Origin of the sequence: Dyella sp. BiH032, from assembly GCF_031954525.1 — a bacterium.
In the GTDB taxonomy this organism is placed as follows: domain Bacteria; phylum Pseudomonadota; class Gammaproteobacteria; order Xanthomonadales; family Rhodanobacteraceae; genus Dyella_D.
This window is the reverse complement of sequence record NZ_CP134867.1, coordinates 1561954-1583417: the sequence shown is the minus strand read 5'-3', so window position 1 is coordinate 1583417 and position 21464 is coordinate 1561954. Positions and strand designations below refer to the sequence as shown.

Annotated in this window: 33 protein-coding genes; 1 reads left to right on the top strand and 32 read right to left on the bottom strand. The window is 63.4% G+C overall.

Annotated features, from left to right (window positions below; genetic code table 11):
• Window positions 1-58: 58 nt before the first annotated feature.
• Both RKE25_RS07015 and RKE25_RS07010 read right to left on the bottom strand, forming a co-directional pair.
• Window positions 59-1348 carry a cytochrome c gene (locus RKE25_RS07015; RefSeq protein WP_311841519.1) on the bottom strand — a complete coding sequence of 430 codons (1290 nt, stop codon included), beginning with the start codon at window positions 1346-1348 and terminating at the stop codon, window positions 59-61.
• Window positions 1345-2043, bottom strand: coding sequence for a c-type cytochrome (locus RKE25_RS07010; protein ID WP_311841518.1), 699 nt, complete (start codon window positions 2041-2043; stop codon window positions 1345-1347). The genes RKE25_RS07015 and RKE25_RS07010 overlap by 4 nt, the downstream gene beginning before the upstream one ends.
• On the opposite strand from RKE25_RS07010, the gene RKE25_RS07005 reads away from it, so the two are divergent.
• Window positions 2011-3801, top strand: coding sequence for an amidase (locus RKE25_RS07005; RefSeq protein ID WP_311841517.1), 1791 nt, complete (start codon window positions 2011-2013; stop codon window positions 3799-3801). The genes RKE25_RS07010 and RKE25_RS07005 overlap by 33 nt on opposite strands.
• 64 nt (window positions 3802-3865) lie before the next feature.
• On the opposite strand, the gene RKE25_RS07000 is transcribed toward RKE25_RS07005, so the two are convergent.
• From RKE25_RS07000 to tuf, 30 genes are all read right to left on the bottom strand, one after another.
• A complete protein-coding gene (locus RKE25_RS07000) occupies window positions 3866-5224 on the bottom strand; it encodes a 3-deoxy-7-phosphoheptulonate synthase class II (protein ID WP_311842352.1) in 1359 nt (452 codons plus the stop codon).
• 58 nt (window positions 5225-5282) lie between these two features.
• Window positions 5283-5786: a disulfide bond formation protein B gene (locus RKE25_RS06995; RefSeq protein ID WP_311841516.1), complete on the bottom strand. Its 504-nt coding sequence runs from the start codon at window positions 5784-5786 to the stop codon at window positions 5283-5285.
• A 181-nt stretch (window positions 5787-5967) separates the two neighbouring features.
• Window positions 5968-6354 (bottom strand): 50S ribosomal protein L17, encoded by a 387-nt coding sequence (gene rplQ, locus RKE25_RS06990; protein WP_311841515.1) that lies wholly within the window; start codon window positions 6352-6354, stop codon window positions 5968-5970.
• Between the two features lie 211 nt (window positions 6355-6565).
• Window positions 6566-7564, bottom strand: a complete 999-nt coding sequence (rpoA, locus tag RKE25_RS06985; protein WP_311841514.1) for a DNA-directed RNA polymerase subunit alpha — start codon at window positions 7562-7564, stop codon at window positions 6566-6568.
• Between the two features lie 16 nt (window positions 7565-7580).
• Complete coding sequence (gene rpsD / locus RKE25_RS06980) at window positions 7581-8207, bottom strand: 30S ribosomal protein S4 (RefSeq protein ID WP_026635853.1); 627 nt, start codon at window positions 8205-8207, stop codon at window positions 7581-7583.
• 12 nt (window positions 8208-8219) lie between these two features.
• Window positions 8220-8606, bottom strand: a complete 387-nt coding sequence (gene rpsK / locus RKE25_RS06975) for a 30S ribosomal protein S11 (protein ID WP_007513384.1) — start codon at window positions 8604-8606, stop codon at window positions 8220-8222.
• 12 nt (window positions 8607-8618) lie between these two features.
• Window positions 8619-8975 (bottom strand): 30S ribosomal protein S13, encoded by a 357-nt coding sequence (rpsM, locus tag RKE25_RS06970; protein ID WP_167257911.1) that lies wholly within the window; start codon window positions 8973-8975, stop codon window positions 8619-8621.
• A gap of 133 nt (window positions 8976-9108) precedes the next feature.
• Window positions 9109-10434 carry a preprotein translocase subunit SecY gene (gene secY, locus RKE25_RS06965; RefSeq protein WP_311841513.1) on the bottom strand — a complete coding sequence of 442 codons (1326 nt, stop codon included), beginning with the start codon at window positions 10432-10434 and terminating at the stop codon, window positions 9109-9111.
• Between the two features lie 4 nt (window positions 10435-10438).
• Window positions 10439-10870 (bottom strand): 50S ribosomal protein L15, encoded by a 432-nt coding sequence (gene rplO, locus RKE25_RS06960; RefSeq protein ID WP_311841512.1) that lies wholly within the window; start codon window positions 10868-10870, stop codon window positions 10439-10441.
• A 5-nt stretch (window positions 10871-10875) separates the two neighbouring features.
• The gene (gene rpmD, locus RKE25_RS06955; protein ID WP_026635849.1) at window positions 10876-11064 is read right to left on the bottom strand and encodes a 50S ribosomal protein L30; all 189 of its coding nucleotides are present in this window, start codon (window positions 11062-11064) and stop codon (window positions 10876-10878) included.
• Complete coding sequence (gene rpsE / locus RKE25_RS06950; protein WP_311841511.1) at window positions 11057-11566, bottom strand: 30S ribosomal protein S5; 510 nt, start codon at window positions 11564-11566, stop codon at window positions 11057-11059. Before rpsE ends, rpmD begins: the two co-directional genes overlap by 8 nt.
• Window positions 11567-11677: 111 nt before the next feature.
• Window positions 11678-12031, bottom strand: a complete 354-nt coding sequence (gene rplR / locus RKE25_RS06945; protein WP_311841510.1) for a 50S ribosomal protein L18 — start codon at window positions 12029-12031, stop codon at window positions 11678-11680.
• 44 nt (window positions 12032-12075) lie between these two features.
• Complete coding sequence (rplF, locus tag RKE25_RS06940; RefSeq protein WP_311841509.1) at window positions 12076-12603, bottom strand: 50S ribosomal protein L6; 528 nt, start codon at window positions 12601-12603, stop codon at window positions 12076-12078.
• Window positions 12604-12613: 10 nt separating this feature from the next.
• A complete protein-coding gene (rpsH, locus tag RKE25_RS06935) occupies window positions 12614-13009 on the bottom strand; it encodes a 30S ribosomal protein S8 (protein WP_167257921.1) in 396 nt (131 codons plus the stop codon).
• A 232-nt stretch (window positions 13010-13241) separates the two neighbouring features.
• A complete protein-coding gene (rpsN, locus tag RKE25_RS06930; protein ID WP_311841508.1) occupies window positions 13242-13547 on the bottom strand; it encodes a 30S ribosomal protein S14 in 306 nt (101 codons plus the stop codon).
• A 17-nt stretch (window positions 13548-13564) separates the two neighbouring features.
• The gene (rplE, locus tag RKE25_RS06925) at window positions 13565-14104 is read right to left on the bottom strand and encodes a 50S ribosomal protein L5 (RefSeq protein ID WP_311841507.1); all 540 of its coding nucleotides are present in this window, start codon (window positions 14102-14104) and stop codon (window positions 13565-13567) included.
• 12 nt (window positions 14105-14116) lie between these two features.
• Entirely contained in the window at window positions 14117-14428 is a 312-nt protein-coding gene (rplX, locus tag RKE25_RS06920) for a 50S ribosomal protein L24 (protein WP_311841506.1), read from the bottom strand.
• Between the two features lie 13 nt (window positions 14429-14441).
• Window positions 14442-14810 carry a 50S ribosomal protein L14 gene (gene rplN, locus RKE25_RS06915; protein WP_026635841.1) on the bottom strand — a complete coding sequence of 123 codons (369 nt, stop codon included), beginning with the start codon at window positions 14808-14810 and terminating at the stop codon, window positions 14442-14444.
• Between the two features lie 15 nt (window positions 14811-14825).
• Window positions 14826-15086, bottom strand: coding sequence for a 30S ribosomal protein S17 (gene rpsQ / locus RKE25_RS06910; RefSeq protein ID WP_311841505.1), 261 nt, complete (start codon window positions 15084-15086; stop codon window positions 14826-14828).
• Between the two features lie 11 nt (window positions 15087-15097).
• On the bottom strand, window positions 15098-15283 hold the full coding sequence (gene rpmC / locus RKE25_RS06905) for a 50S ribosomal protein L29 (protein WP_311841504.1): 186 nt from the start codon (window positions 15281-15283) through the stop codon (window positions 15098-15100).
• Window positions 15283-15696: a 50S ribosomal protein L16 gene (rplP, locus tag RKE25_RS06900; RefSeq protein ID WP_126673170.1), complete on the bottom strand. Its 414-nt coding sequence runs from the start codon at window positions 15694-15696 to the stop codon at window positions 15283-15285. Before rplP ends, rpmC begins: the two co-directional genes overlap by 1 nt.
• Window positions 15697-15707: 11 nt before the next feature.
• Complete coding sequence (gene rpsC / locus RKE25_RS06895; RefSeq protein WP_311841503.1) at window positions 15708-16457, bottom strand: 30S ribosomal protein S3; 750 nt, start codon at window positions 16455-16457, stop codon at window positions 15708-15710.
• Between the two features lie 15 nt (window positions 16458-16472).
• Window positions 16473-16808, bottom strand: coding sequence for a 50S ribosomal protein L22 (rplV, locus tag RKE25_RS06890; RefSeq protein WP_074547432.1), 336 nt, complete (start codon window positions 16806-16808; stop codon window positions 16473-16475).
• Window positions 16808-17080, bottom strand: coding sequence for a 30S ribosomal protein S19 (gene rpsS, locus RKE25_RS06885; protein WP_311841502.1), 273 nt, complete (start codon window positions 17078-17080; stop codon window positions 16808-16810). The genes rplV and rpsS overlap by 1 nt, the downstream gene beginning before the upstream one ends.
• 12 nt (window positions 17081-17092) lie before the next feature.
• Window positions 17093-17914, bottom strand: a complete 822-nt coding sequence (rplB, locus tag RKE25_RS06880) for a 50S ribosomal protein L2 (RefSeq protein ID WP_311841501.1) — start codon at window positions 17912-17914, stop codon at window positions 17093-17095.
• Between the two features lie 18 nt (window positions 17915-17932).
• A complete protein-coding gene (gene rplW / locus RKE25_RS06875; RefSeq protein ID WP_131149493.1) occupies window positions 17933-18226 on the bottom strand; it encodes a 50S ribosomal protein L23 in 294 nt (97 codons plus the stop codon).
• The gene (rplD, locus tag RKE25_RS06870; RefSeq protein ID WP_311841500.1) at window positions 18223-18825 is read right to left on the bottom strand and encodes a 50S ribosomal protein L4; all 603 of its coding nucleotides are present in this window, start codon (window positions 18823-18825) and stop codon (window positions 18223-18225) included. Before rplD ends, rplW begins: the two co-directional genes overlap by 4 nt.
• Before the next feature lie 11 nt (window positions 18826-18836).
• Entirely contained in the window at window positions 18837-19478 is a 642-nt protein-coding gene (gene rplC, locus RKE25_RS06865; RefSeq protein WP_311841499.1) for a 50S ribosomal protein L3, read from the bottom strand.
• A gap of 20 nt (window positions 19479-19498) precedes the next feature.
• Complete coding sequence (gene rpsJ / locus RKE25_RS06860) at window positions 19499-19810, bottom strand: 30S ribosomal protein S10 (protein ID WP_014402136.1); 312 nt, start codon at window positions 19808-19810, stop codon at window positions 19499-19501.
• Between the two features lie 439 nt (window positions 19811-20249).
• Window positions 20250-21440: an elongation factor Tu gene (gene tuf, locus RKE25_RS06855; protein WP_311841489.1), complete on the bottom strand. Its 1191-nt coding sequence runs from the start codon at window positions 21438-21440 to the stop codon at window positions 20250-20252.
• Window positions 21441-21464 lie beyond the last annotated feature (24 nt).

Genomic DNA, 21464 nt, shown 5'->3' with positions numbered 1-21464 from the left:
GAAACGGCATCGCCCCGGTCGATGCCCGGGGCGATGCGTGCAGGAAGCATGGGGAAGGTCAGTCGATCGGCGTGTGCCGGTACTTGATCACGTCGCGTTCCTGCACCAGCGGCGCCGTATTGCCCCAGGACTGGCGGATGTAGGTCACCACCGCAGCGACGTCGCTATCGCTGAGCTGCTGGGCAAACGGCGGCATCGAGTACGGCCGCGGATTGCCCTTGGTCGCCGGCGGGAAGCCGCCCAGCAGCACCACGCGAATGGCATTGATGCCGGTGGGCTCGTTGACCGAGGAATTGCCGCTCAGCGGCGGATAGACGCCGGTCACGCCATGGCCGTCCTTGCCGTGGCAGTCCGCGCAGCGGGTGTCATAGACCTTGGCACCCTGGGCGAGGATTGCCGTGGTGTCGAGCGGCGAGGTCTCGTACGACACGCGGGGCCGCGCGGGAAGCGACTGCAGGTACGTCGCGATCGCGCGCAGATCTTCGTCGGTCATGTGCTGCGTGCTGCGCGCCACCACTTCGGCCATCGGGCCGAAGGCGGTACCCTTGGCGGACTGGCCGGTCTTCAGCAGAGCGACGATGTCCTGCTCGTTCCATCCGTCGAGGCCACCGTTGGCCTGTGTGCTGAGGTCGGGGGCGTACCAGTTCTGCACGGGAATCTGTCCGCCCGACAGCGACTGGTCGCTGCGCATGCCGCCGAGCGCATCGCGCGCTACGTGGCACTCGTTGCAATGGCCGAGGCCTTGCACCAGGTACGCGCCGCGATTCCACGCGGCGGACTTGGCCGGGTCAGGCACGTATTCGCCTTCCCTGAAGTACAGCGCGCGCCACGCCTTGAGCGTGTTGCGAACGCTGTACGGAAAGCCCAGGCCGAGCGGCTTGGCAGGCTGGCGCACCGGCGGCAGCGACTGCAGGTAGGCAAAGATGGCTAGCGCGTCGTCGCGCGACACCTTGGTGTACGAGGTGTAGGGGAAGGCCGGATACAGGAACTGTCCGTGACGATCGACGCCCGCGTGCAGCGCCTGCCAGAACGCCTCGAAACTCCACTCGCCCAATCCCGTGGCCGGATCGGGGGTGAGATTGGGGGCAGGGACGTCGCCGAAAGGCGTACCCACCACGCGGCCGCCCGCGAAGCGAGGCCCGCCCTGCTCCGTATGGCAGGAAGCGCAGTCGCCGACGATGGTGAGGTATTCGCCTCTGGCGACGAGCGCAGGGTCCTTGAGCGCCGCGGCGTCCACCTTGCTCGCCTCGCGCGGCACGGACGACGGCCCGCCGCGCAGGAACAGCCAGCCGGCCAGCAGCAGGCCGAGCACCAGTGCGACGGCGATACCGATGCGGAAGATCTTCATGAGCCCGTGCCTCCGCCCAGCACACCGCAGTGCAGCGGCGGCGTGATCGAACCCGCAGGTTGCGCGTGCATGTCCGACGGCAGCTCGCGGCTGGCCAGCCATGCCGACACGGCGCTGATGTCGTCCGCGCTCAGGCGATTGGCGATGTCCGCCATGCAATCGGGCGCCACGGTGGCGCGCGTCCGGGTGCGCCAGGAACCCAGCTGCGAACTGATGTAGTCATACGGCAGGCCGACCAGGCCGGGGACATCCGGCTGCACCCCGGTGAACTGCGTGCCGTGGCACGCGGCGCAGGGCGGAATCTCGCGGGCGGGATCGCCCTTGGTGGCCAGCTCCTCGCCGCGCCGGAGCGCCTCGGCCGAGAGTCGCGGCAGTGGCGAGCGCGCATACGGCACGTCCTGCGCCGCGAAGTACGCGGCGATTTCCTGCATGTATTCGGGAGTGAGGTAACGCACGGTGTATTCCATCGGGCCGTACTTGCGCAGGCCGTCCTGGAAATCCTTCAGCTGGCGCGCCAGATAGCCGGCCGGTTTGCCGGCCAGGCGCGGAAAGAAGCCGCTCTCTGGCGTGCCTTCGCCGTGCTCGCCATGGCAGCCGGTGCAACTGGCGATGCGCTGCTTGAGCGTGTCCGGCACCGCCGGCGCGCCGCCCGCCGCCTGGGCATGCGCGGCACCGAAGCACCATGCGGCAACCAACAGCAGGAAGGCGGACCCCGCACGCCTGGCCTGGCACAGCTTGGCTCTCGTATTCATCGACCGATTATATGCGCCACCTTGCGTCGCGCCCGGATGGATGCCGCTACGATGCGGGCTCGCGACATCATGCCGCACGACCGGAGACCTGCCGTGACCCGCCTGCCACTCTCGCTTTCGCTCGCCGCCCTGCTGTCCGCCAGCCTGCCGCTGTCCGCCCAGCAGGCCGATCCAGTGCTGGCCTGGGCATCGATCAAGGAACTGCACCAGCGCATGGATGCGGGCCAGCTGCGCAGCGAGGCGCTGGCCCGGCTCTTTCTCGAGCGGATCAAGCGCATCGACCAGGAGGGCCCGGCGCTGCGCTCGGTGCTGGAAACGAATCCGGACGCGCTGCGGCTCGCCGCGGAGCTCGATAAGCGGAAGTCGAAAGGCCCGTTGCACGGCATCCCCGTGCTGCTGAAGGACAACATCGATACCGGTGACCGCATGCTGACCACCGCCGGCTCGCTGGCTCTGGCGGACGCCCCGCCCGCACCGCGCGATGCGGGTGTGGCGGAACGGCTGCGCAAGAGCGGCGCGCTGATCCTCGGCAAGACCAACCTCAGCGAGTGGGCGAACATGCGTTCGAACCACGCCAGCAGCGGCTGGAGCGCGCGTGGCGGCCAGACGCGCAACCCCTATGCACTGGACCGCAATCCCTGTGGCTCCAGCGCGGGTTCCGGCGCCGCCGTCGCCGCCGGACTGGCGACCGTTGCCATCGGTTCGGAGACCGATGGCTCGATCATCTGCCCCGCCGCGGCGAACGGCATCGTCGGCATCAAGCCCACCGTGGGCCTGGTGAGCCGCAGCGGCATCATTCCCATCAGCCATAATCAGGACACTGCCGGCCCGATGGCGCGCACCGTGGCCGATGCGGCGGCAGTATTGAGCGCGATCGCCGGAAGCGACCCGCGCGATCCGGCCACCGCCGAGGCCGACCGGCACGCCACGGACTACACGCGCTTCCTCGATCCCGAGGGGCTGAAAGGCAAGCGTATTGGCGTAGTGCGCCAGCTTGCCGGCGCTGAGCCGAATGCCGATCGCATCCTCGAGCAATCCATCGCGCTGATGAAGGCCCAGGGCGCGATCATCGTCGACCCGGTCGAGATTCCCCATCTCAAGGAGCTGGGCGACCCTGAGCTCATCGTGCTGCTCTATGACCTCAAGCACGACATGCAGGCTTATCTCGCCACGCGCACCGGCACGCGCATGAAATCACTGGCCGATCTGATCGCGTTCAACAAGCGCGAGGCGGAGCGCGAGATGCCCTGGTTCGGGCAGGAGTTGTTCGAGCAGGCGCAGGCCAAGGGCCCGCTGACCGAGAAGGCGTATGTCGAAGCCCAGGCGAAAGCCAGGCGCCTCGCCGGACCCGAAGGCATCGACGCGGCGCTGGCGAAGGATCACCTCGACGCGCTGCTCGCCCCGTCGTGGGGGCCGACGTTCGTGACCGATCCCGTACTCGGCGACCACGTGGTCAGTGGAGACCCCACCGTCGGCGGCGCCTCGCAGCCGGCGGCGGTAGCGGGCTACCCGTCCATCACTGTTCCGGCCGGCTTCGCGCATGATCTGCCAGTGGGCATCGTGTGGTTCGGCGCGAAATGGAGCGAGCCTACGCTGATCTCGATTGCCTACGGGTTCGAGCAGCATGCGAAAGCGTGGCGGGCGCCGACATTCCTCGACACGGTAGGCGGAAAGCCGGTGTATCGGGACACGTCGAACTGACAACGGTTCGCGAAAGAGAAAGGGGCGCCGAGGCGCCCCTTTTCGTAAGGACGGATGGGTGGACTCAGCCCGCGGATTTCTGGGATTTCCGCACGATCAGCATCGCCAGTTCCAGCGACTGCTCGTAATTGAGCCGAGGGTCGACGGTGGACTTGTAGGCGCGGTCCAGATCCGTCTCGCTGAGATCTCGCGCGCCGCCCATGCACTCGGTGACATCCTCACCGGTGAGTTCGAGATGGACGCCACCGAGCCGGGTACCGGCGGCGGCGTGAATGTCGAAGGCCTGATCCAGCTCGCCGCGGATGTTGTCGAAGCGGCGGGTCTTGTAGCCATTGGACGTGCTCTCGGTGTTGCCGTGCATGGGATCGGCCACCCACAGCACCCGGCGCCCTTCGCGCCTGACCGCGTCGAGCAGCGGCGGCAGAGCCTTGGCGATCTGGCCGTTGCCCATGCGGTGGATCAGCGTGAGGCGGCCAGGTTCTTCATCGGGATTGAGCGCGTCGATCAGCGGCAACAACTGCTCCGGCGTCACCGAAGGGCCGACCTTGACCGCGATGGGATTGCGGATACCGCGGAAATACTCGACGTGGGCGCCATCGAGTGCGGCCGTGCGCATGCCGATCCAGGGGAAATGCGTGGACAGGTTGAACCAGCCCTGGTGCCGCGGGACCTGACGAGTCAGCGCCTGCTCGTAATGCAGCAGCAGCGCCTCGTGCGAGGTGAAGAAATCGACACGCGTGAAGCTGGCAATGGGGCCGGCGAGCGTTTCCATGAAGCGCAGGGAGTCGCCGATGCCGGCGACCATGCGGCGGTATTCCGCCGCCAGCGGGGAGTGCTCCACCCAGGCGAGATCCCAATATTCCGGATGGTGCAGGTCGGCGAACCCGCCATCGATCAGAGCGCGGACGAAGTTCATCGTCAGCGCCGAATGCGCGTGCGCCTGGATCAGGCGCTGCGGATCGGCGCGGCGCGCGTTCGGGGTGAATTCGGGGCTATTGACCAGGTCGCCGCGGAAGCTCGGCAAAGTCACACCGTCACGGGTCTCCATATCCGTCGAACGGGGCTTGGCGTACTGGCCGGCAAAACGGCCGACCCGGAGCACGGGCTTCTTGAGTCCATGCACCATCACCAGGCTCATCTGCAGCAGCACCTTGAGGCGATTGGAAATCACGGGACTAGTGCAGTCGGCGAAGCTCTCGGCGCAATCACCGCCCTGGAGCAGAAAGCGCTGGCCCTCCTGCGCCTCGGCCAGCGCCTGCTTGAGCGCCAGAACCTCCCAGGAGGTGACCAGGGGAGGCAGTCGAGCCAGGTGCGCGGTGGCCCGCGCCAGTTCGTCCGCACTTTCGTAGAGCGGTTGCTGCATGGCGGTTCGGGACTGCCAGGATTCCGGCGTCCAGGCGGCCGGCGCGGCCACCCTTTGCATGTCGGCGTTCACGAAACGCCCTCCTCTATCTTGTGCGCAAGCATAGGCATTTGATGGCTCACTGGCGTTCCCAGCGGGTTGCGGCACGCACCGCCAGCAGGACCAGCACCAGGTACCAGAACAGCGTCCAAGCCGGCATCGGCAAGCCGAGGATGGGTTCGACCTTCGCGCACTCGCCCGAGCCGGTGAACACCATCTTCAGTACCTTGGCCAGCGGGAACGCGTCCATCATGTACGCCAGATTGGGCCCGCAGGCCGGCACCTGATCGGCCGGCAGCGACTGGATCCAGAGGTGGCGGCCCGCCGTGAAGATGCCGCCCACCGCACCCAGCAGGACACCCCCGGTATAAACCCAGCGCCCGCTTTTGCCGCGCGGGGCATGAAGTGCTCCCAGCAGGAAAAATACGCCCATCACCATGAAGGCGATGCGCTGAAAGATGCACAGGGGGCAAGGCTCCATCCCGAGCACGTGTTCCGCGTACAGGGCGAAACCGAGCAGGGCGGCGCAGACCAGAAAACCGGCGAGGAAGCTGACGCGATACGACCAACGAAAAGGATTCATAGCTCGAGCTTGCTGCGATGCGGAACGGCGACATTACCCGCTCCCCGTGGCGCTGTCAGCAGAGCCTTTTCCCATTTACCTGGCAGGAAGCACCTCTGCGGGCCAAATCTCTGCATCCAAAGAAAAACCCCGGTCGGGTAACCGACCGGGGTCTGGGTATTTCCTTGAAACTGCGCCTGGCTTATTCGGCGTCGGCAGCGGCTTCGGTACGCGGACGATCCACCAGCTCGACATAGGCCATCGGGGCGTTGTCGCCCGGACGGAAGCCGCACTTGAGGATACGCAGGTAACCGCCGGGACGCTGGCTGTAGCGCGGGCCGAGCTCGACGAACAGCTTGCCCACGGCCTGCTTGTCGCGCAGACGCGAGAATGCGAGGCGGCGGTTGGCGACGCCATCGGTCTTCGCGAGCGTGATGAGCGGCTCGGCGATGCGGCGGAGTTCCTTGGCCTTCGGAAGCGTGGTGCGGATCAGCTCGTGCTTGATCAGCGACGCGGCCATGTTCTTGAACATCGCTTCGCGATGACTGCTCGTGCGGTTGAGCTTGCGACCGGATTTCTGGTGGCGCATGGTGATTACTCTCTTTGGTCTGTTGTTATGAAAAGTCCGGTCAGGATGATCCGGCTTCCCGCGGTTACCCGCTATTCAAGGCTCTAAAAACGCCTTGTTATAAGAGCGCGGCCTCTATGGGCCGCTTCCAGCTTCCGGCAGAACTGCACTCGGCATCCACCGAATCTTCCAACTGCGCGGGGCGATCGAATGCCGATCGCCCCGTGTTGCATCAGCCCAGCTGCATGCCGTGCGACAGACCCGGCGGCGGCCAGTTCTCGAGCTTCATGCCGAGTGCGAGACCACGACCACCCAGGACGTCCTTGATTTCGGTCAGGGACTTCTTGCCCAGGTTTGGAGTCTTGAGCAGCTCGACCTCGGTCTTCTGCACCAGATCGCCGATGTAATAGATGCTCTCGGCCTTCAGGCAGTTCGCCGAACGCACAGTGAGCTCCAGATCGTCGATCGGGCGCAGCAGGAGCGGGTCGAAACCGCCCTTCTCCGCCTTGTCGGTGGCGCTCTCGCGGCGCGAGAAGTCACCGAACACCGACAGCTGATCGTTGAGGATCTCGGCAGCCTTGCGGACCGCGTCTTCCGCACCGATGGTGCCATTGGTCTCGATGTCCAGCACGAGCTTGTCGAGGTTGGTGCGCTGCTCGACGCGAGCGGCGTCCACTTCGTAAGCCACGCGCAGCACCGGCGCGAAGGAGGCATCCAACTGCAGGCGCCCGATCGGACGGGCCTCCTCGTCGGGATGCTGGCGCGCGCTGGCCGGCTGGTAGCCGACGCCACGACGCACCTTCAGGCGCATGTTCAGCGCGATGTCCTTGGTCAGGTGGCAGATCACGTGTTCGGGATTGACGATCTCCACCGTGTGGTCGACGGCGATATCGCCGGCGGTGACCACGCCCTTGCCCTTCTTGGAAAGGGTCAGCGTGACCTCGTCGCCCGTATGCTGACGGATCGCCACTTCCTTGAGGTTCAGCAGGACTTCGATCACGTCCTCCTGCAGACCTTCCAGAGTGGTGTACTCATGAAGCACGCCATCAATCTCGACCTCGACGATGGCGCTGCCGGGGATCGAAGAGAGCAACACGCGGCGCAGCGCGTTGCCCAGGGTGTGGCCGAAACCACGCTCGAGCGGCTCGACGACCACTTTGGCGCGGTTCGCTCCGAGCTGCTCGACGCTGAGGCCGCGAGGCCGCAGCACGCTAGTTGACGAAACTGCCATGCAGTGCTCCGGTAAATTACTTCGAATAAAGCTCGACGATCAGGCTTTCATTGATGTCGGACGGCAGGTCGCCACGATCCGGCACGGCCTTGAAGGTGCCCTCGAACTTCTTGGCGTCCACTTCAACCCACTGCGGACGGAGGTCCATGGTGTCGAACACGGTGGCCGCTTCCTGCACACGCAGCTGAGTGCGCGCACGCTCGGTCAACGCGACCTGGTCGCCCGGACGCACCTGGTACGACGGGATGTTCACCTTCTTGCCGTTCACGAGGACAGCCTTGTGGCTGACCAGCTGACGAGCCTGAGCGCGGGTGACCGCAAAGCCCATGCGATAGACGACATTGTCCAGGCGGCTCTCCAGCAGGCGCAGCAGGTTCTCGCCCGTGTTGCCTTTCAGCGTCGAAGCCTTGGAGTAGTAGTTGCTGAACTGACGCTCAAGCACACCATAGATGCGCTTGACCTTCTGCTTTTCACGCAGCTGAAGCGCGTAGTCCGACATGCGCATGCGCTTGTTCGCGCCGTGTTGGCCGGGCTTGTTCTCCAGTTTGCACTTGGAGTCGATAGCGCGCGCCGGGCTCTTCAGGCTCAGATCCGAACCCTCACGACGCGCGAGTTTGCAGGTAGCTCCACGATAACGTGCCATGGTCTGTGCTCCTTAGACGCGACGCTTCTTGGGGGGACGGCAGCCGTTGTGCGGAATCGGCGTAACGTCAATGATGTTCAGGACCTTGTAGCCCAGCGCGTTCAGCGAACGCACCGCCGACTCGCGACCCGGGCCCGGACCCTTGATGCGCACTTCGACGGTCTTCACACCGTAGTCGCCGGCCGCGCGGCCAGCCTTCTCGGCGGCGACCTGAGCGGCAAACGGGGTGGACTTACGGGAGCCGCGGAAACCCGCGCCGCCGGCAGTGGCCCACGACAGGGCGTTACCCTGGCGGTCGGTGATGGTCACGATGGTGTTGTTGAAGGAGGCCTGCACATGAGCCACGGCATCCGTGACAACGCGCTTGATCTTCTTCTTGGTCTTGACGGGCTTAGCCATAGTAGGAATCCGTTACTTCTTGATCGCGCGACGCGGGCCCTTGCGGGTGCGAGCGTTGGTACGCGTGCGCTGGCCGCGCACCGGCAGGCCACGACGGTGGCGCAGACCGCGGTAGCAACCAAGATCCATCAGGCGCTTGATCGCGATACCGACTTCACGGCGCAGGTCGCCTTCGACGACGTATTTGCCGATTTCCTGGCGGAGCTTCTCCACCTCGCCCTCGCTGAGGGACTTGATCGGCGTGGTCGGAACCACGCCTGCGTCCGCGCAGACCTTCTTGGCCCGGCTGCGGCCGATGCCGTAAATGCTTTGCAGGCCAACCCACACGTGCTTGTGGACCGGCAAATTGACACCCGCGATGCGCGCCATGATGTACTTTCTCCGATGCGTTTCGTGCGCGGTAAACGCGCAATTCTAACCTGAATTACCCCGACAGGAAAGCCCTGCGGCACCTTGTGCCGCCGCCCTCCGACTTAGACCCATCTCCGACGCCCCAGCAGCCTCAGTTGCGACGGAGATTGGCCTTCTTGAGCAGACTTTCATATTGGTGACTGACCAGGTGCGCCTGCACTTGGGCAGTGAAGTCCATCACCACGACCACGACGATCAGCAGAGAGGTGCCGCCGAAGTAGAACGGAACGTGCCAAGCCTTTTGCATGAACGACGGCACCAGGCAGACAAGCACCAGATACAGCGCGCCGACACCAGTCAAACGGGTCATGACGCTGTCGATGTAGTCGGCCGTCGAGCGACCTGGCCGGATGCCCGGAATGAGGGCACCCGAGCGCTTGAGGTTGTCCGCGGTTTCCTGGGAATTGAACACGATCGCCGTATAGAAGAAGGCGAAGGTGATAACTAGGACCGCAAAGACGATGTCATACAGCGGCTCGCCCGGCGTAAGCGCCTGAGTAAGCTCCTGCAACCAACGGGATTGATGACCTGCGGTGAACCAAGTGGCCGCCGTCGCCGGGAACATGAGCAGGCTCGAGGCGAAGATCGGCGGAATAACGCCCGCCATATTGATCTTCAACGGCAAATGCGACGTCTGGTTCATGTAGGCGCGCTGCCCGCCGGATCGCCGCGCGTAATTCACGGTGATACGTCGTTGAGCTCGCTCCATGAACACGACAAACGCGGTTACAGCCAAGATCAGGCCAACGACCATGATCAGGCGGATGACGCTGAGCTCGCCATTACTGGCCATAGTCAGCGTATGGCCGACCGCACCTGGCAGTCCGGCCACGATACCCGCGAAGATCAGCAGCGAAATGCCGTTGCCAATGCCTCGCTCGGTGATCTGCTCACCCAACCACATCAGGAACATCGTGCCGGCGGTAAGGCCGACAATAGATGCCATGATGAAGCCCATACCCGGCGTATAGACGACCGGCGCACCGCCGTTGGCAACCTGCTTTTGCAGCGCTACCGCGATGCCGAAGGCCTGAAACGCCGCCAGTCCCACCGTGCCGAAGCGAGTGTAGGTTGTCATCTTGCGACGACCCGCCTCACCCTCTTTGCGCAAAGCCTGCAGACTGGGAATCACCGCACCCATCATCTGCACCACGATGGAGGCAGAGATGTAGGGCACGACGCCAAGCGCAAACACCGAAAAGCGCGCCAGCGAACCACCCGAGAACATGTTGAACATATTCATCAGGCCGCCGCCCGATTCGATCAGGCTGGTCATGGCTTCCGGATTGACGCCCGGAACCGGGATAAACGAGCCGAGCCGGAAAACGATCAGCGCACCGATGACGAAAAAGATGCGCTGACGAAGTTCGGTCAGCTTGCCGAGCGATCCGAGCGAAGAGCCCTGGGCTGCCGCCACTTGATTACTCCACGCTGCCGCCGGCAGCTTCGATCGCAGCCTTGGCGCCGACCGTAGCCAGCACACCCGACAGCTTCACCGCGCGACCGATCTCGCCCTTGGCGACGACCTTGACCTTCTTCGCACGACTATCGATCAGCCCGGCCTGATGCAGCACGACCACGTCGATCACGTCCGCCTTGAGATTTGCGAGCTGATACAGGAAGACTTCCTGGTTCTCAGCCTTCTTCTTCGAGCGGAAGCCCACCTTCGGAAGACGACGCTGCAGCGGCATCTGGCCGCCCTCGAAACCGAACTTATGGGTACCGCCAGCGCGGGCGTGCTGACCCTTGTGACCGCGACCGGCGGTCTTGCCCAGGCCCGAACCGATACCGCGACCCACACGCAAACGGGTCTTGCGAGCACCAGCGGCCGGCTTGATGTCATTCAAACGCATGTTGCTTACTCCTCGACCCGGACCAGGTAATAGACCGTGTTGATCAGGCCGCGCACCTGCGGGCTGTCCTTCAGTTCACGGACGTCGTTGAGCTTGTTCAGGCCGAGCGCCTTCACGCTCAGGCGATGACGGCTCTGCACGCCGCGCAGGCCCTTCACCAGGCGGACGCGGACGGTCTTTTCGTTATTAGCCATTGCCCAGCACCTCTTCCACGGTCTTGCCACGCTTGGCAGCGATCTGCTTCGGCGAGGCGACAGCCTGCAGGCCCTTGATGGTGGCGCGCACCAGATTGATCGGGTTGCGCGAACCAACAGCCTTGGCCAGCACGTTCTTCACGCCGACCACTTCGAGCACGGCACGCATGGCGCCGCCAGCGATCACGCCGGTACCTTCAGAAGCGGGCTGCATGAACACACGGGCAGCACCATGGTTAGCCTTGATGGCGTACCACAGCGTGCCGTTATTCAGATCGACCGTCACCATGTTGCGACGCGCACGATCCATCGCCTTGGAGATGGCAACCGGCACTTCACGCGCCTTGCCGTAACCAAAGCCGACGCGGCCTTCGCCATCACCAACGACGGTCAGCGCCGTGAAGCTCATCTGGCGGCCACCCTTCACGGTCTTGGCCACGCGGTTGACGGCAATCAGCTTTTCCAGCAGGCCGTCCGAATTTTCGCGATCGGTAGAAGACATATTCTTTTCCGTCATGCCCGGATATCCGGGACTTTGCTTGCGGCTGAGCCGCTTGGAGTTGTAGTTACTGCGGAAACAGGCCGGGCGTCACGATGACACCCGGCCCAATGCTTAGAACTTCAGGCCAGCTTCGCGTGCTGCGTCAGCAAGCGCCTTGATGCGACCGTGATAGCGGAAGCCGGAGCGATCAAACGCCACGGCCTCGATACCGGCCGCCTTGGCGCGCTCGGCAATCGCCTTGCCCACGGCCGCGGCGGCTTCCACGTTCTTCGTGCCCTTCAGGCTCTCGGCGACGGACTTCTGCAACGTCGAGGCAGCCGCGACCACCGTCTTGCCCGAGGCATCGAATACCTGGGCGTAGATGTGCTGACCAGTGCGATGCACGGACAGACGGGCCACGCCGAGCTTCCGGATATGGGAACGGGTGGCTTTGGCGCGACGCAGGCGGGATTCGTTCTTGTTCATCGTGTTCTCTCCAGGAAGCGGATAGGCACGCGCTTTTCAGCGCCTTAGGCCTTCTTGGCTTCCTTCAGGGTGATCTTCTCGCCGGCATAACGTACGCCCTTGCCCTTATAGGGTTCCGGCGGACGATAGCCGCGAATCTTGGCCGCCACTTCACCCACGAGCTGCTTGTCCGAACCCTTGATCAGGATTTCGGTCTGCGACGGGGTTTCCAGCGTGATGCCTTCCGGCGCGTTGAACACAACCGGATGGGAGAAACCGAGGCTGAGATTCAGCGCTTTGCCCTGCATGGCGGCACGGTAACCCACGCCCACCAGCTCTAGCTTGCGCTCGTACCCTTCGGACACGCCCTTGACCATGTTGGCCAGCAGCGCGCGCGCGGTACCGCCAAACTTGTGGTCCGCGCCCTCGGCCAGCTGGATGCTCACGTTGCCGTTATCGATGGCAACGGACACGCCCGGGAGATTGTGCGTGGACAGGGCGCCCTTCGGGCCCTTCACGGAGATGCCTTCAGCGCCAGCCTTCAGCTCGACGCCCTTCGGCAGATTGATGATCTTTTTGGCTACACGGGACATCGTCGGCTCCTTAGGCGACCTGGCCGATGACTTCACCGCCGAGGCCCTTGGCGCGAGCCTGGGCATCGGTCAGCAGACCGGCGGACGTCGAAATGATCGAGATACCCAGGCCACCCAGGACCTTCGGCAGCTGGTCCTTGCCGCGGTACACGCGGAGGCCCGAGCGGCTAACGCGGGAAATGCTCTCGATGGCCGGGCGGCCCTCGAAATACTTGAGCTTGATCTCGAGCACCGGCTTGCCTTCCTGGGAGGAGGTCTTGGCGTCGAGGATGTAGCCCTCGTTCTTGAGAAGGTTGGCGATGGCCACCTTCAGCTTCGACGACGGCACGCTCACAGCCTGCTTGCCCGTAGCCTGGGCATTGCGGATGCGCGTAAACAGATCGGCGATGGGATCAGTCATGCTCATGAAAAACATCCTTCAGAGTGCACCGATATCCGATAAAACCGGAAATCAATATTGAGTTGTAAGCCGGCATAGGCGCCGATCTGCTTTGCGCAGAAGAACGACTATAACAGCTCTTTTCCGATTTTGCGAATAACGGCACGCGTTTCGCGTCGACGGCGCCCCAGCAAAGGGCCGCCCCCGGAGGGATAGGCTCGCCCTGGATCGACTCCAAGGCGGGCCGGTTTACAGTTGCTTACCAGCTGGCCTTGCGCAGGCCGGGGACGTCACCACGCATGGTGGCTTCGCGTAGCTTGTTGCGGCCGAGGCCAAACTTGGCATACACGGCACGCGGACGGCCGGTCAGAGCGCAGCGGGTCCGCTGGCGGGTCGGGCTGGCATCGCGCGGCAGCTTCTGCAGCTTGGTCTGAGCCACCATCTTCTCGTCATAAGACGCGTTGGGGCTCAGCACGATCGCCTTCAGCTCTGCGCGCTTGGCGGCATACTTCTTGGCAAGCTTGGTCCGCTTGAGGTCGCGGTTAATCATGGAGGTCTTGGCCATAAATTTCTCGCGCTCTCTTAGTTGCGGAACGGGAAGCTGAAGGCTTCCAGCAGTGCCTTGGCCTCTTCGTCCGACTTCGCGGTGGTGGTGATGGAGATATCCATACCGCGCATCGCGTCGACGGCGTCGAAGTCGATTTCCGGGAAGATGATCTGCTCCTTGATACCGAAGTTGTAGTTACCACGGCCATCGAAGGCGCGGCCCGACACACCGCGGAAATCGCGGGTACGGGGCAGCGAGATATTGATCAGGCGATCCAGGAACTCCCACATCTGGGCGCGACGCAGCGTGACCTTGCAACCGATCGGCCAGCCGTCGCGGATCTTGAACGAGGCAACGGACACGCGCGCCTTGGTCTGGATCGGCTTCTGGCCGGAGATCTTGGCCATGTCGGCCACGGCGTTCTCGAGCACTTTCTTGTTGCCCGCCGCTTCGCCCACGCCCATGTTCAGCGTGATCTTGGTGATGCGGGGAACCTGCATCACATTCTGGTAGCCGAAGCGCTCGGTGAGCTTCTTCACTACCTCGTCTTTGTAAAACTTCTCAAGGCGCGTCATGACTTGTGTTCCTTACGCGTCCACGACCTCGCCAGAACTGAACACGCGGACCTTGCGCCCATCATCGAGCGTCTTGAAGCCCACGCGTTCACCCTTGTTCTTGGCGGGGTTGAACAGCTGCACATTGGAGATATGGATCGAGGCCTCACGCTCGACGATGCCGCCGGCCTGGTTGGCCTGCGGGTTCGGCTTGGTGTGGCGCTTGACCAGGTTCACGTTGGAGACGAACACGCGGTCGCCCTCAACGCGCAGCACGTCGCCGCGCTGGCCCTTGTTTTTGCCGGTGATCACGATGACCTGATCACCCTTGCGGATACGGTTCATGTCTAGCCTCCGCTCAGAGCACTTCGGGCGCAAGCGAGACGATCTTCATGAAGCGCTCGCTACGCAGCTCGCGGGTGACCGGTCCGAAAATACGGGTACCGATCGGCTCGAGCTTATTGTTGAGTAGGACCGCTGCATTGCCGTCGAAACGGATCAGCGAGCCATCCGGACGGCGCACACCCTTGGCGGTACGGACCACCACGGCGTTGTAGACCTCGCCCTTCTTCACCTTGCCACGCGGAATGGCATCCTTCACGGTGACCTTGATCACGTCACCGATCGCGGCGTAACGACGCTTGGAACCGCCGAGCACCTTGATGCACATCAGTTCCTTCGCGCCGCTGTTGTCCGCCGCGGAAAGCGTGCTTTGCATCTGGATCATGTCTGCACCCTCCCCTTAGCCGACCGCGCGCGTGACGATTTCGACCACGCGGTGATGCTTGGTCTTCGACAGCGGACGGCACTCCGCGATGCGCACCAGGTCGCCCTCGTTTGCACCGAGGTCGTCCTGAGCGTGCAGCTTGGTCGACCGACGAATGATCTTGCCCAGCAGGCCGTGCTGCACCTGGCGCTCGATCAGGACGGTCACCGTCTTGTCCATCTTATTGCTGATGACGCGGCCCTCAAGGGTGCGCGCCTGCTTTTGGTTTTCGCTCATGTCCGCCGTCCTTACTTTTTGCCGCCGAGCGCGAACTTCGCGCGGGCGATATCGCGCCGAACACGGCGCAGCTGGTGCGGCTGGTTGAGCTGGCCGGTGCCTTTCTGCATGCGCAGATTGAACTGCTCCTTGCGCAGGTCCAGCAGGTGCTGCTTCAGCTCGTCGGCCGATTTGTTGATCAGATCTTTCATGGCCATCACATCACCGCTCGGGATACGAACTGGGTCTGCACCGACAGCTTGGCAGCAGCCAGGCGAAACGCCTCGCGAGCCGTAGCTTCGTCGACGCCCTCGATTTCATAGAGCATGCGGCCGGGCTGGATCGGAGCGACCCAGTATTCGACGCCACCCTTACCTGCGCCCATTCGGACTTCGATCGGCTTCTTGGTGATCGGCTTGTCCGGGAACACGCGGATCCACAGCTTGCCGCCGCGCTTCACGAAGCGGGTGATGCAACGACGTGCCGCTTCGATCTGGCGCGCGGTCAGCGCGCCATGAGTGGTGGCCTTGAGGCCGTACTCGCCGAAGCTCACGAGGTTCGAGCTGAATGCCAGACCGTCATTACGGCCCTTGAACTGCTTGCGGTATTTGGTTCGCTTGGGTTGCAACATGGCAACTCTCCTTACTTCGCCGTCCGCTCGCGGCGGCCTTCACCGCCCTCGCGACGCGATTCACGACGACCCTCGCCACCTTCGCGGCGCGGCTGCGACGACTCTTCCTTCGCTTCCTGGCCCACCTGGGACAGGTCGAAGATTTCGCCCTTGTAGATCCACACCTTGATGCCGATGACACCGTAGGTGGTGTGAGCTTCCGCGAAGCCGTAGTCGATGTCCGCACGCAGGGTATGCAGCGGCACGCGGCCTTCGCGGGCCCACTCGGAACGAGCGATCTCAGCGCCGTTCAGACGACCGGACACGTTGATCTTGATGCCCAGGGCACCAAGGCGCATCGCGTTGCCGACCGAGCGCTTCATGGCGCGGCGGAACATGATGCGACGCTCGAGCTGCTGCGCGATCGACTCAGCCACCAGCTGGGCGTCAAGCTCGGGCTTGCGCACTTCGCTGACGTTGATGTGCGCCGGGACGCCCATGAGCTGGCTGACTTCCTTGCGCAGCTTCTCGATGTCCTCACCCTTCTTGCCGATCACCACGCCCGGACGGGCGGTGTGGATCGTCACGCGCGCCGTCTTGGCCGGACGCTCGATCTGGATCTTCGAGATGCCGGCCTGAGCCAGCTTCTTGCGCAGCATCTCGCGGACCTTGAGGTCGGCAGCGAGGTACTGTGCGTATTCGCCCTTATTGGCGTACCACTTCGAGTTCCAGTCCTTGGCAATGCCGAGGCGGATACCGGTGGGATGAACTTTATGACCCATCGTCTATATCCCCAGTCAGTTGCCAACGACCACAGTGATGTGGCTCGTGCGCTTCAGGATGCGAGATCCCCGGCCTTTGGCGCGGGCGTACATGCGCTTCATCGCCGGACCTTCGTCGACGAAGATGCGCGAGACCTTCAGCTCATCGACATCAGCGCCGAGGTTGTTCTCGGCGTTGGCGACGGCCGACAGCAACACCTTGCGGACAATGTGCGCGGCCTTCTTGTTGGTGAACTGGAGCACGTCGCTGGCTCGGCCCACGGGCATGCCGCGAACCAGGTCAGCCACCAGGCGTGCCTTCTGCGCCGAAATGCGGGCGCTACGCAGGATCGCTTTGGCTTCAGTGCTCATCACTTGCCCTTCTTATCGCCGCCATGGCCCTTGAAGGTGCGGGTCACCGCGAACTCGCCGAGCTTATGCCCGACCATGTTCTCGTTGACGAGCACCGGCACGTGCTGGCGACCGTTGTGGATGGCGATGGTCAATCCCACCATTTCCGGCAGGATCATGGAGCGACGCGACCAAGTCTTGATCGGACGCTTGTTGCTAGTGGAAACCGCAGCTTCCACCTTCTTGACGAGGTGAAGGTCGACAAACGGACCTTTCTTCAAAGAACGCGGCATGTCGGTTTCCTATTACTTGCGACGACGCACGATGAACTGCTGCGTGCGCTTGTTGTTACGAGTCTTGTAGCCCTTGGTCGGCGTGCCCCACGGGCTGACCGGATGACGGCCGCCGGAGGTACGACCTTCACCGCCACCGTGCGGATGGTCGACCGGGTTCATTGCCACACCGCGAACGGTCGGGCGGATACCCTGCCAACGCTTGGCGCCGGCCTTGCCGAGCTTCTTCAGGCTATGCTCACTGTTGCCGACTTCGCCGATGGTGGCGCGGCAATCGACCGGCACCCGGCGCATTTCACCGGAGCGCAGACGAAGCGTGGCGTAACCCGATTCGCGGGCGACCAGCTGAACCGAGGCGCCGGCGCTGCGAGCGATCTGCGCGCCCTTGCCGGGCTTCATCTCGATGCAGTGCACGGTCGAGCCGACCGGAATATTGCGCAGCGGCAGGCTGTTACCGGCCTTGATCGGCGCGTCGTGACCCGACACCAAGCGATCGCCAACCTGCACACCCTTCGGCGCGATGATGTAGCGGCGCTCGCCGTCGGCGTAGCACAGCAGCGCAATGTGCGCGGTGCGGTTGGGATCGTATTCAATACGCTCGACGCGGGCGGCAATGCCTTCCTTGTCTCGCTTGAAGTCGATGATGCGGTAATGCTGCTTATGACCGCCGCCACGATGACGCGTGGTGATGCGACCGAAGTGGTTACGGCCACCAGTCTTGGTCTGCGACTCGGTCAACGCCGCGTACGGCGCGCCCTTGTGCAGGCCCGGCGTACGCACGCTGACCGCGTCGCGACGTCCGGCGGAGGTGGGCTTGTGAGTGATCAGTGCCATCTCAATTCAACTCCTGGCTCAGGCCTTGGCCGCCACGTCGATGGTTTGACCATCAGCCAGGCGCACATAGGCCTTGCGCTTGCCCTGGCGGTTGCCAGCGCGGAAACGGAAGGACTTGACCTTGCCCTTGGCATTGACGAGGTTCACCTGCTCAACTTTGACGTCGAACATCTGCTCCACCGCCGCACGGACATCGGCCTTGGTTGCCTCGGGGGCCACCACGAAAACGTACTGGTTGCCCTCGGCAAGACGGGCCGCCTTCTCGGAAATGTGCGGCGCGCGCAGCGTGTTGAGAATGCGTTCGTTGCTCATGCCAGCCACTCCTCGATCTTCTTAACCGCATCGACGGTCACGACGACATGGTCCGAACCGACCAGGCTCACCGGGTTCAGCGCCAACACGTCCACCACGTGGATGTACGGGATGTTGCGCGCTGCCAGGAAGGTAGCCTCGTTGGCGTCTTCCGACACCAGCAGCACGCGGCCGGAAACCTGCAGCTCAGCCAGCTTGGCGACCATCGCCTTGGTCTTCGGAGTATCGATGCCGAAGCTCTCGACCACCTTCAGACGACCCTGGCGATTGAGCTCCGAAAGAATGGAGCGCAGCGCTACGCGATAGGCCTTGCGGTTGACCTTCTGCTCGTAGTTGCGGGGCTTGGCAGCAAAGGTGACACCACCGCCGACGAAGATTGGAGCGCGGTAATCACCGTGACGAGCGCCGCCACCCTTCTGCTTCTTGAACTTCTTCGTGGTACCCGACAAGTCGCCACGCGACAGCTGCGCCTTGGTACCGGCGCGACCGCCGGCCTGGTAGGCGACAACCACCTGGTGGACCAGGGCCTGCTTGAACTCACCGCCGAACACTTCGTCCGACACATTGAGTGGCTTGGCGCCAATGACATTCAGTTCCATGGCGTCTCTCCTCAACCCTTGGTGGTCGGACGGATCACGACGTCGCCACCGGTAGCACCGGGGACAGCGCCCTTGACCGCGATCAGATGACGCTCGGCGTCGACCTTGACCACTTCCAGACCCTGCTGCGTACGGTTCACCGCACCCATGTGGCCGGACATCTTCTTGCCAGGAAACACACGACCCGGGGTCTGACGCTGACCGATAGAACCCGGCGCGCGATGCGACAGCGAGTTACCGTGGGTGGCGTCGCCCATGGTGAAGTTGTGGCGCTTGATGGTGCCCTGGAAGCCCTTACCCTTCGACACACCGGCGACGTCAACAATCTGACCCACCTGGAACACGTCGTCGGCCTTGATCTCGGCGCCCACGCTGTACTTGCCGAGCTCGTCGGCAGTCACGCGGAACTCCCACAGACCACGGCCCGGCTCGACCTTCGCCTTCGCGTAGTGGCCCTTCAGCGGCTGGGTCAGCAGGCTGGCGCGCTTGACGCCCGCCGCGACCTGCACAGCGCTGTAGCCATCATTATCTTCCGTCTTCAGCTGGGTGACGCGATTCGGGGTGGCTTCAATCAGCGTCACCGGAATCGAGCGTCCGTCTTCAGTGAAGAGTCGGCTCATGCCGCACTTGCGGCCAACCAGTCCGATACTCATCTTCGTATCCTATCTATCGCTCAGCCGAGCTTGATCTGAACATCGACGCCAGCGGCGAGATCAAGCTTCATGAGCGCGTCCACGGTCTTGTCGTTGGGATCAACGATATCGAGCACGCGCTTGTGGGTACGGGTTTCGTACTGGTCGCGGGCATCTTTGTCGACGTGCGGCGACACCAGAATGGTGTAGCGCTCGATCTTGGTCGGCAGCGGAATCGGGCCGAGGACCGTGGCGCCGGTGCGCTTGGCCGTCTCGACGATTTCGCTGGCCGAACGGTCGATCAGACGATGATCGAACGCCTTAAGCCGGATGCGAATCTTTTGGTTCGCCATAAACCGTGTCCTGTTATCTAAAGAACGATTCTGTGATTCGGAATGGCTTCTCACCATTCCGCACAACCCTTTGGTGTTACCTGGTACCGCTAGGCGTCGGCTACCGCTCGGAAACCCCGAACACTCGACCCCTAAACAACCGGGCAGACCGACAATATCGGCCTGCCCAGACAAAAAAGTATAAAACGCGACAACGCAAATGGCAACAGAGCGGTCACTCTGCCGTCATGCGATCCCGCAACGTCCTTGTACGCGAACTCGAAGCGCTTCCTGCACCTCATTTCGCTGTGTGCCCCGGGCATCTACGCCCACGAGTGCAAAGGGATAACTCATGGACTATAACCCATTTCCATAGTTGCGGGAAGCCCCTGGCGAAAAAAAAGCGGAGCTTTCGCTCCGCTTTTTGATCCCAGCTTTCACTCGCCCGACGGCGGGTTACTTACTTGGTGATCTTGGCGACGACGCCGGCACCGACGGTGCGGCCACCTTCGCGGATCGCGAAGCGCAGGCCGTCCGTCATCGCGATCGGCGCGATCAGGGTGACCTTCATCTTCACGTTGTCACCCGGCATCACCATCTCCACGCCTTCCGGCAGCTCGATCGCGCCGGTCACGTCGGTGGTGCGGAAGTAGAACTGCGGGCGGTAACCCTTGAAGAACGGCGTATGACGGCCACCCTCGTCCTTCGACAGCACGTACACCTCGGCCTCGAACTCCGTGTGCGGCGTGATCGAACCCGGCTTGGCCAGCACCTGGCCACGCTCCACGTCGTCACGCTTCGTGCCGCGCAGCAGCAGACCCACGTTGTCGCCCGCCTGGCCCTGATCCAGCAGCTTGCGGAACATCTCCACGCCGGTCACGGTCGTCTTGGTCGTCGGACGGATACCGACGATCTCGATTTCCTCGCCCACCTTGATGATGCCCGTCTCCACGCGACCGGTCACCACCGTGCCACGGCCCGAGATCGAGAACACGTCTTCCACCGGCATCAGGAACGGCTTGTCCAGCGTACGCACCGGCTCCGGAATGTACGTGTCCAGCGCTTCCACCAGCTTGATGATCGCCGGCACGCCAATGTCCGACTGGTCGCCTTCCAGCGCCGCACGCGCCGAACCCACGATGATCGGGGTGTCGTCGCCCGGGAACTCGTACTTCGACAGCAGCTCGCGCACTTCCATCTCGACCAGCTCGAGCAGCTCCTTGTCGTCCACCATGTCCGCCTTGTTCAGGAAGACCACGATGTACGGCACGCCGACCTGGCGCGACAGCAGGATGTGTTCACGCGTCTGCGGCATCGGGCCGTCAGCGGCCGAGCACACCAGAATCGCGCCGTCCATCTGCGCCGCACCCGTGATCATGTTCTTCACGTAGTCGGCGTGGCCCGGGCAGTCCACGTGCGCGTAATGGCGCGTCGGCGATTCGTATTCCACGTGCGCCGTCGAGATCGTGATGCCACGTGCCTTCTCTTCCGGCGCCGCGTCAATCGCGTCGTATGCCTTGAATTCGCCGCCGAAACGCTCAGCACCCACCTTCGTCAGCGCCGCCGTCAGCGTCGTCTTGCCGTGGTCCACGTGGCCAATCGTGCCCACGTTGACGTGCGGCTTGGTGCGTTCGAACTTACCCTTTGCCATGTCTCAAACCTCTGAAAGAACGTT

Bases quoted from the DNA above. Each gene is read 5' to 3' on its own strand.
- rpsS (WP_311841502.1), bottom strand. From the start codon at position 17,080: ATGCCGCGTTCTTTGAAGAAAGGTCCGTTTGTCGACCTTCACCTCGTC.
- RKE25_RS07000 (WP_311842352.1), bottom strand. From the start codon at position 5,224: ATGCAAAGGGTGGCCGCGCCGGCCGCCTGGACGCCGGAATCCTGGCAG.
- rplQ (WP_311841515.1), bottom strand. From the start codon at position 6,354: ATGCGCCACCAGAAATCCGGTCGCAAGCTCAACCGCACGAGCAGTCAT.
- rpsC (WP_311841503.1), bottom strand. From the start codon at position 16,457: ATGGGTCATAAAGTTCATCCCACCGGTATCCGCCTCGGCATTGCCAAG.
- RKE25_RS07015 (WP_311841519.1), bottom strand. From the start codon at position 1,348: ATGAAGATCTTCCGCATCGGTATCGCCGTCGCACTGGTGCTCGGCCTG.
- tuf (WP_311841489.1), bottom strand. From the start codon at position 21,440: ATGGCAAAGGGTAAGTTCGAACGCACCAAGCCGCACGTCAACGTGGGC.
- rplO (WP_311841512.1), bottom strand. From the start codon at position 10,870: ATGCGTTTGAATGACATCAAGCCGGCCGCTGGTGCTCGCAAGACCCGT.
- rpsD (WP_026635853.1), bottom strand. From the start codon at position 8,207: ATGGCACGTTATCGTGGAGCTACCTGCAAACTCGCGCGTCGTGAGGGT.
- rplF (WP_311841509.1), bottom strand. From the start codon at position 12,603: ATGTCCCGTGTAGCCAAAAAGATCATCAATCTGCCGAAGGGCGTCGAG.
- rpmC (WP_311841504.1), bottom strand. From the start codon at position 15,283: ATGGCCATGAAAGATCTGATCAACAAATCGGCCGACGAGCTGAAGCAG.
- RKE25_RS06995 (WP_311841516.1), bottom strand. From the start codon at position 5,786: ATGAATCCTTTTCGTTGGTCGTATCGCGTCAGCTTCCTCGCCGGTTTT.
- rpsM (WP_167257911.1), bottom strand. From the start codon at position 8,975: ATGGCGCGCATCGCGGGTGTCAATTTGCCGGTCCACAAGCACGTGTGG.
- rpsJ (WP_014402136.1), bottom strand. From the start codon at position 19,810: ATGGCGAACCAAAAGATTCGCATCCGGCTTAAGGCGTTCGATCATCGT.
- rplD (WP_311841500.1), bottom strand. From the start codon at position 18,825: ATGGAACTGAATGTCATTGGCGCCAAGCCACTCAATGTGTCGGACGAA.
- rpsN (WP_311841508.1), bottom strand. From the start codon at position 13,547: ATGGCCAAGACCTCCATGATTAACCGCGACCTCAAGCGGACCAAGCTT.
- rplE (WP_311841507.1), bottom strand. From the start codon at position 14,104: ATGACGCGCCTTGAGAAGTTTTACAAAGACGAGGTAGTGAAGAAGCTC.
- rplX (WP_311841506.1), bottom strand. From the start codon at position 14,428: ATGAACCGTATCCGCAAGGGTGATCAGGTCATCGTGATCACCGGCAAA.
- rplB (WP_311841501.1), bottom strand. From the start codon at position 17,914: ATGGCACTGATCACTCACAAGCCCACCTCCGCCGGACGTCGCGACGCG.
- rpmD (WP_026635849.1), bottom strand. From the start codon at position 11,064: ATGGCTAATAACGAAAAGACCGTCCGCGTCCGCCTGGTGAAGGGCCTG.
- rplN (WP_026635841.1), bottom strand. From the start codon at position 14,810: ATGATCCAGATGCAAAGCACGCTTTCCGCGGCGGACAACAGCGGCGCG.
- rpsH (WP_167257921.1), bottom strand. From the start codon at position 13,009: ATGAGCATGACTGATCCCATCGCCGATCTGTTTACGCGCATCCGCAAT.
- rpsQ (WP_311841505.1), bottom strand. From the start codon at position 15,086: ATGAGCGAAAACCAAAAGCAGGCGCGCACCCTTGAGGGCCGCGTCATC.
- rplV (WP_074547432.1), bottom strand. From the start codon at position 16,808: ATGAGCACTGAAGCCAAAGCGATCCTGCGTAGCGCCCGCATTTCGGCG.
- rpsE (WP_311841511.1), bottom strand. From the start codon at position 11,566: ATGTCTTCTACCGATCGCGAAAATTCGGACGGCCTGCTGGAAAAGCTG.
- rplW (WP_131149493.1), bottom strand. From the start codon at position 18,226: ATGAGCAACGAACGCATTCTCAACACGCTGCGCGCGCCGCACATTTCC.
- rpoA (WP_311841514.1), bottom strand. From the start codon at position 7,564: ATGGCAGTTTCGTCAACTAGCGTGCTGCGGCCTCGCGGCCTCAGCGTC.
- rplP (WP_126673170.1), bottom strand. From the start codon at position 15,696: ATGTTGCAACCCAAGCGAACCAAATACCGCAAGCAGTTCAAGGGCCGT.
- RKE25_RS07005 (WP_311841517.1), top strand. From the start codon at position 2,011: ATGCGCGGCACCGAAGCACCATGCGGCAACCAACAGCAGGAAGGCGGA.
- rplR (WP_311841510.1), bottom strand. From the start codon at position 12,031: ATGAACAAGAACGAATCCCGCCTGCGTCGCGCCAAAGCCACCCGTTCC.
- rplC (WP_311841499.1), bottom strand. From the start codon at position 19,478: ATGAGTATCGGACTGGTTGGCCGCAAGTGCGGCATGAGCCGACTCTTC.
- rpsK (WP_007513384.1), bottom strand. From the start codon at position 8,606: ATGGCTAAGCCCGTCAAGACCAAGAAGAAGATCAAGCGCGTTGTCACG.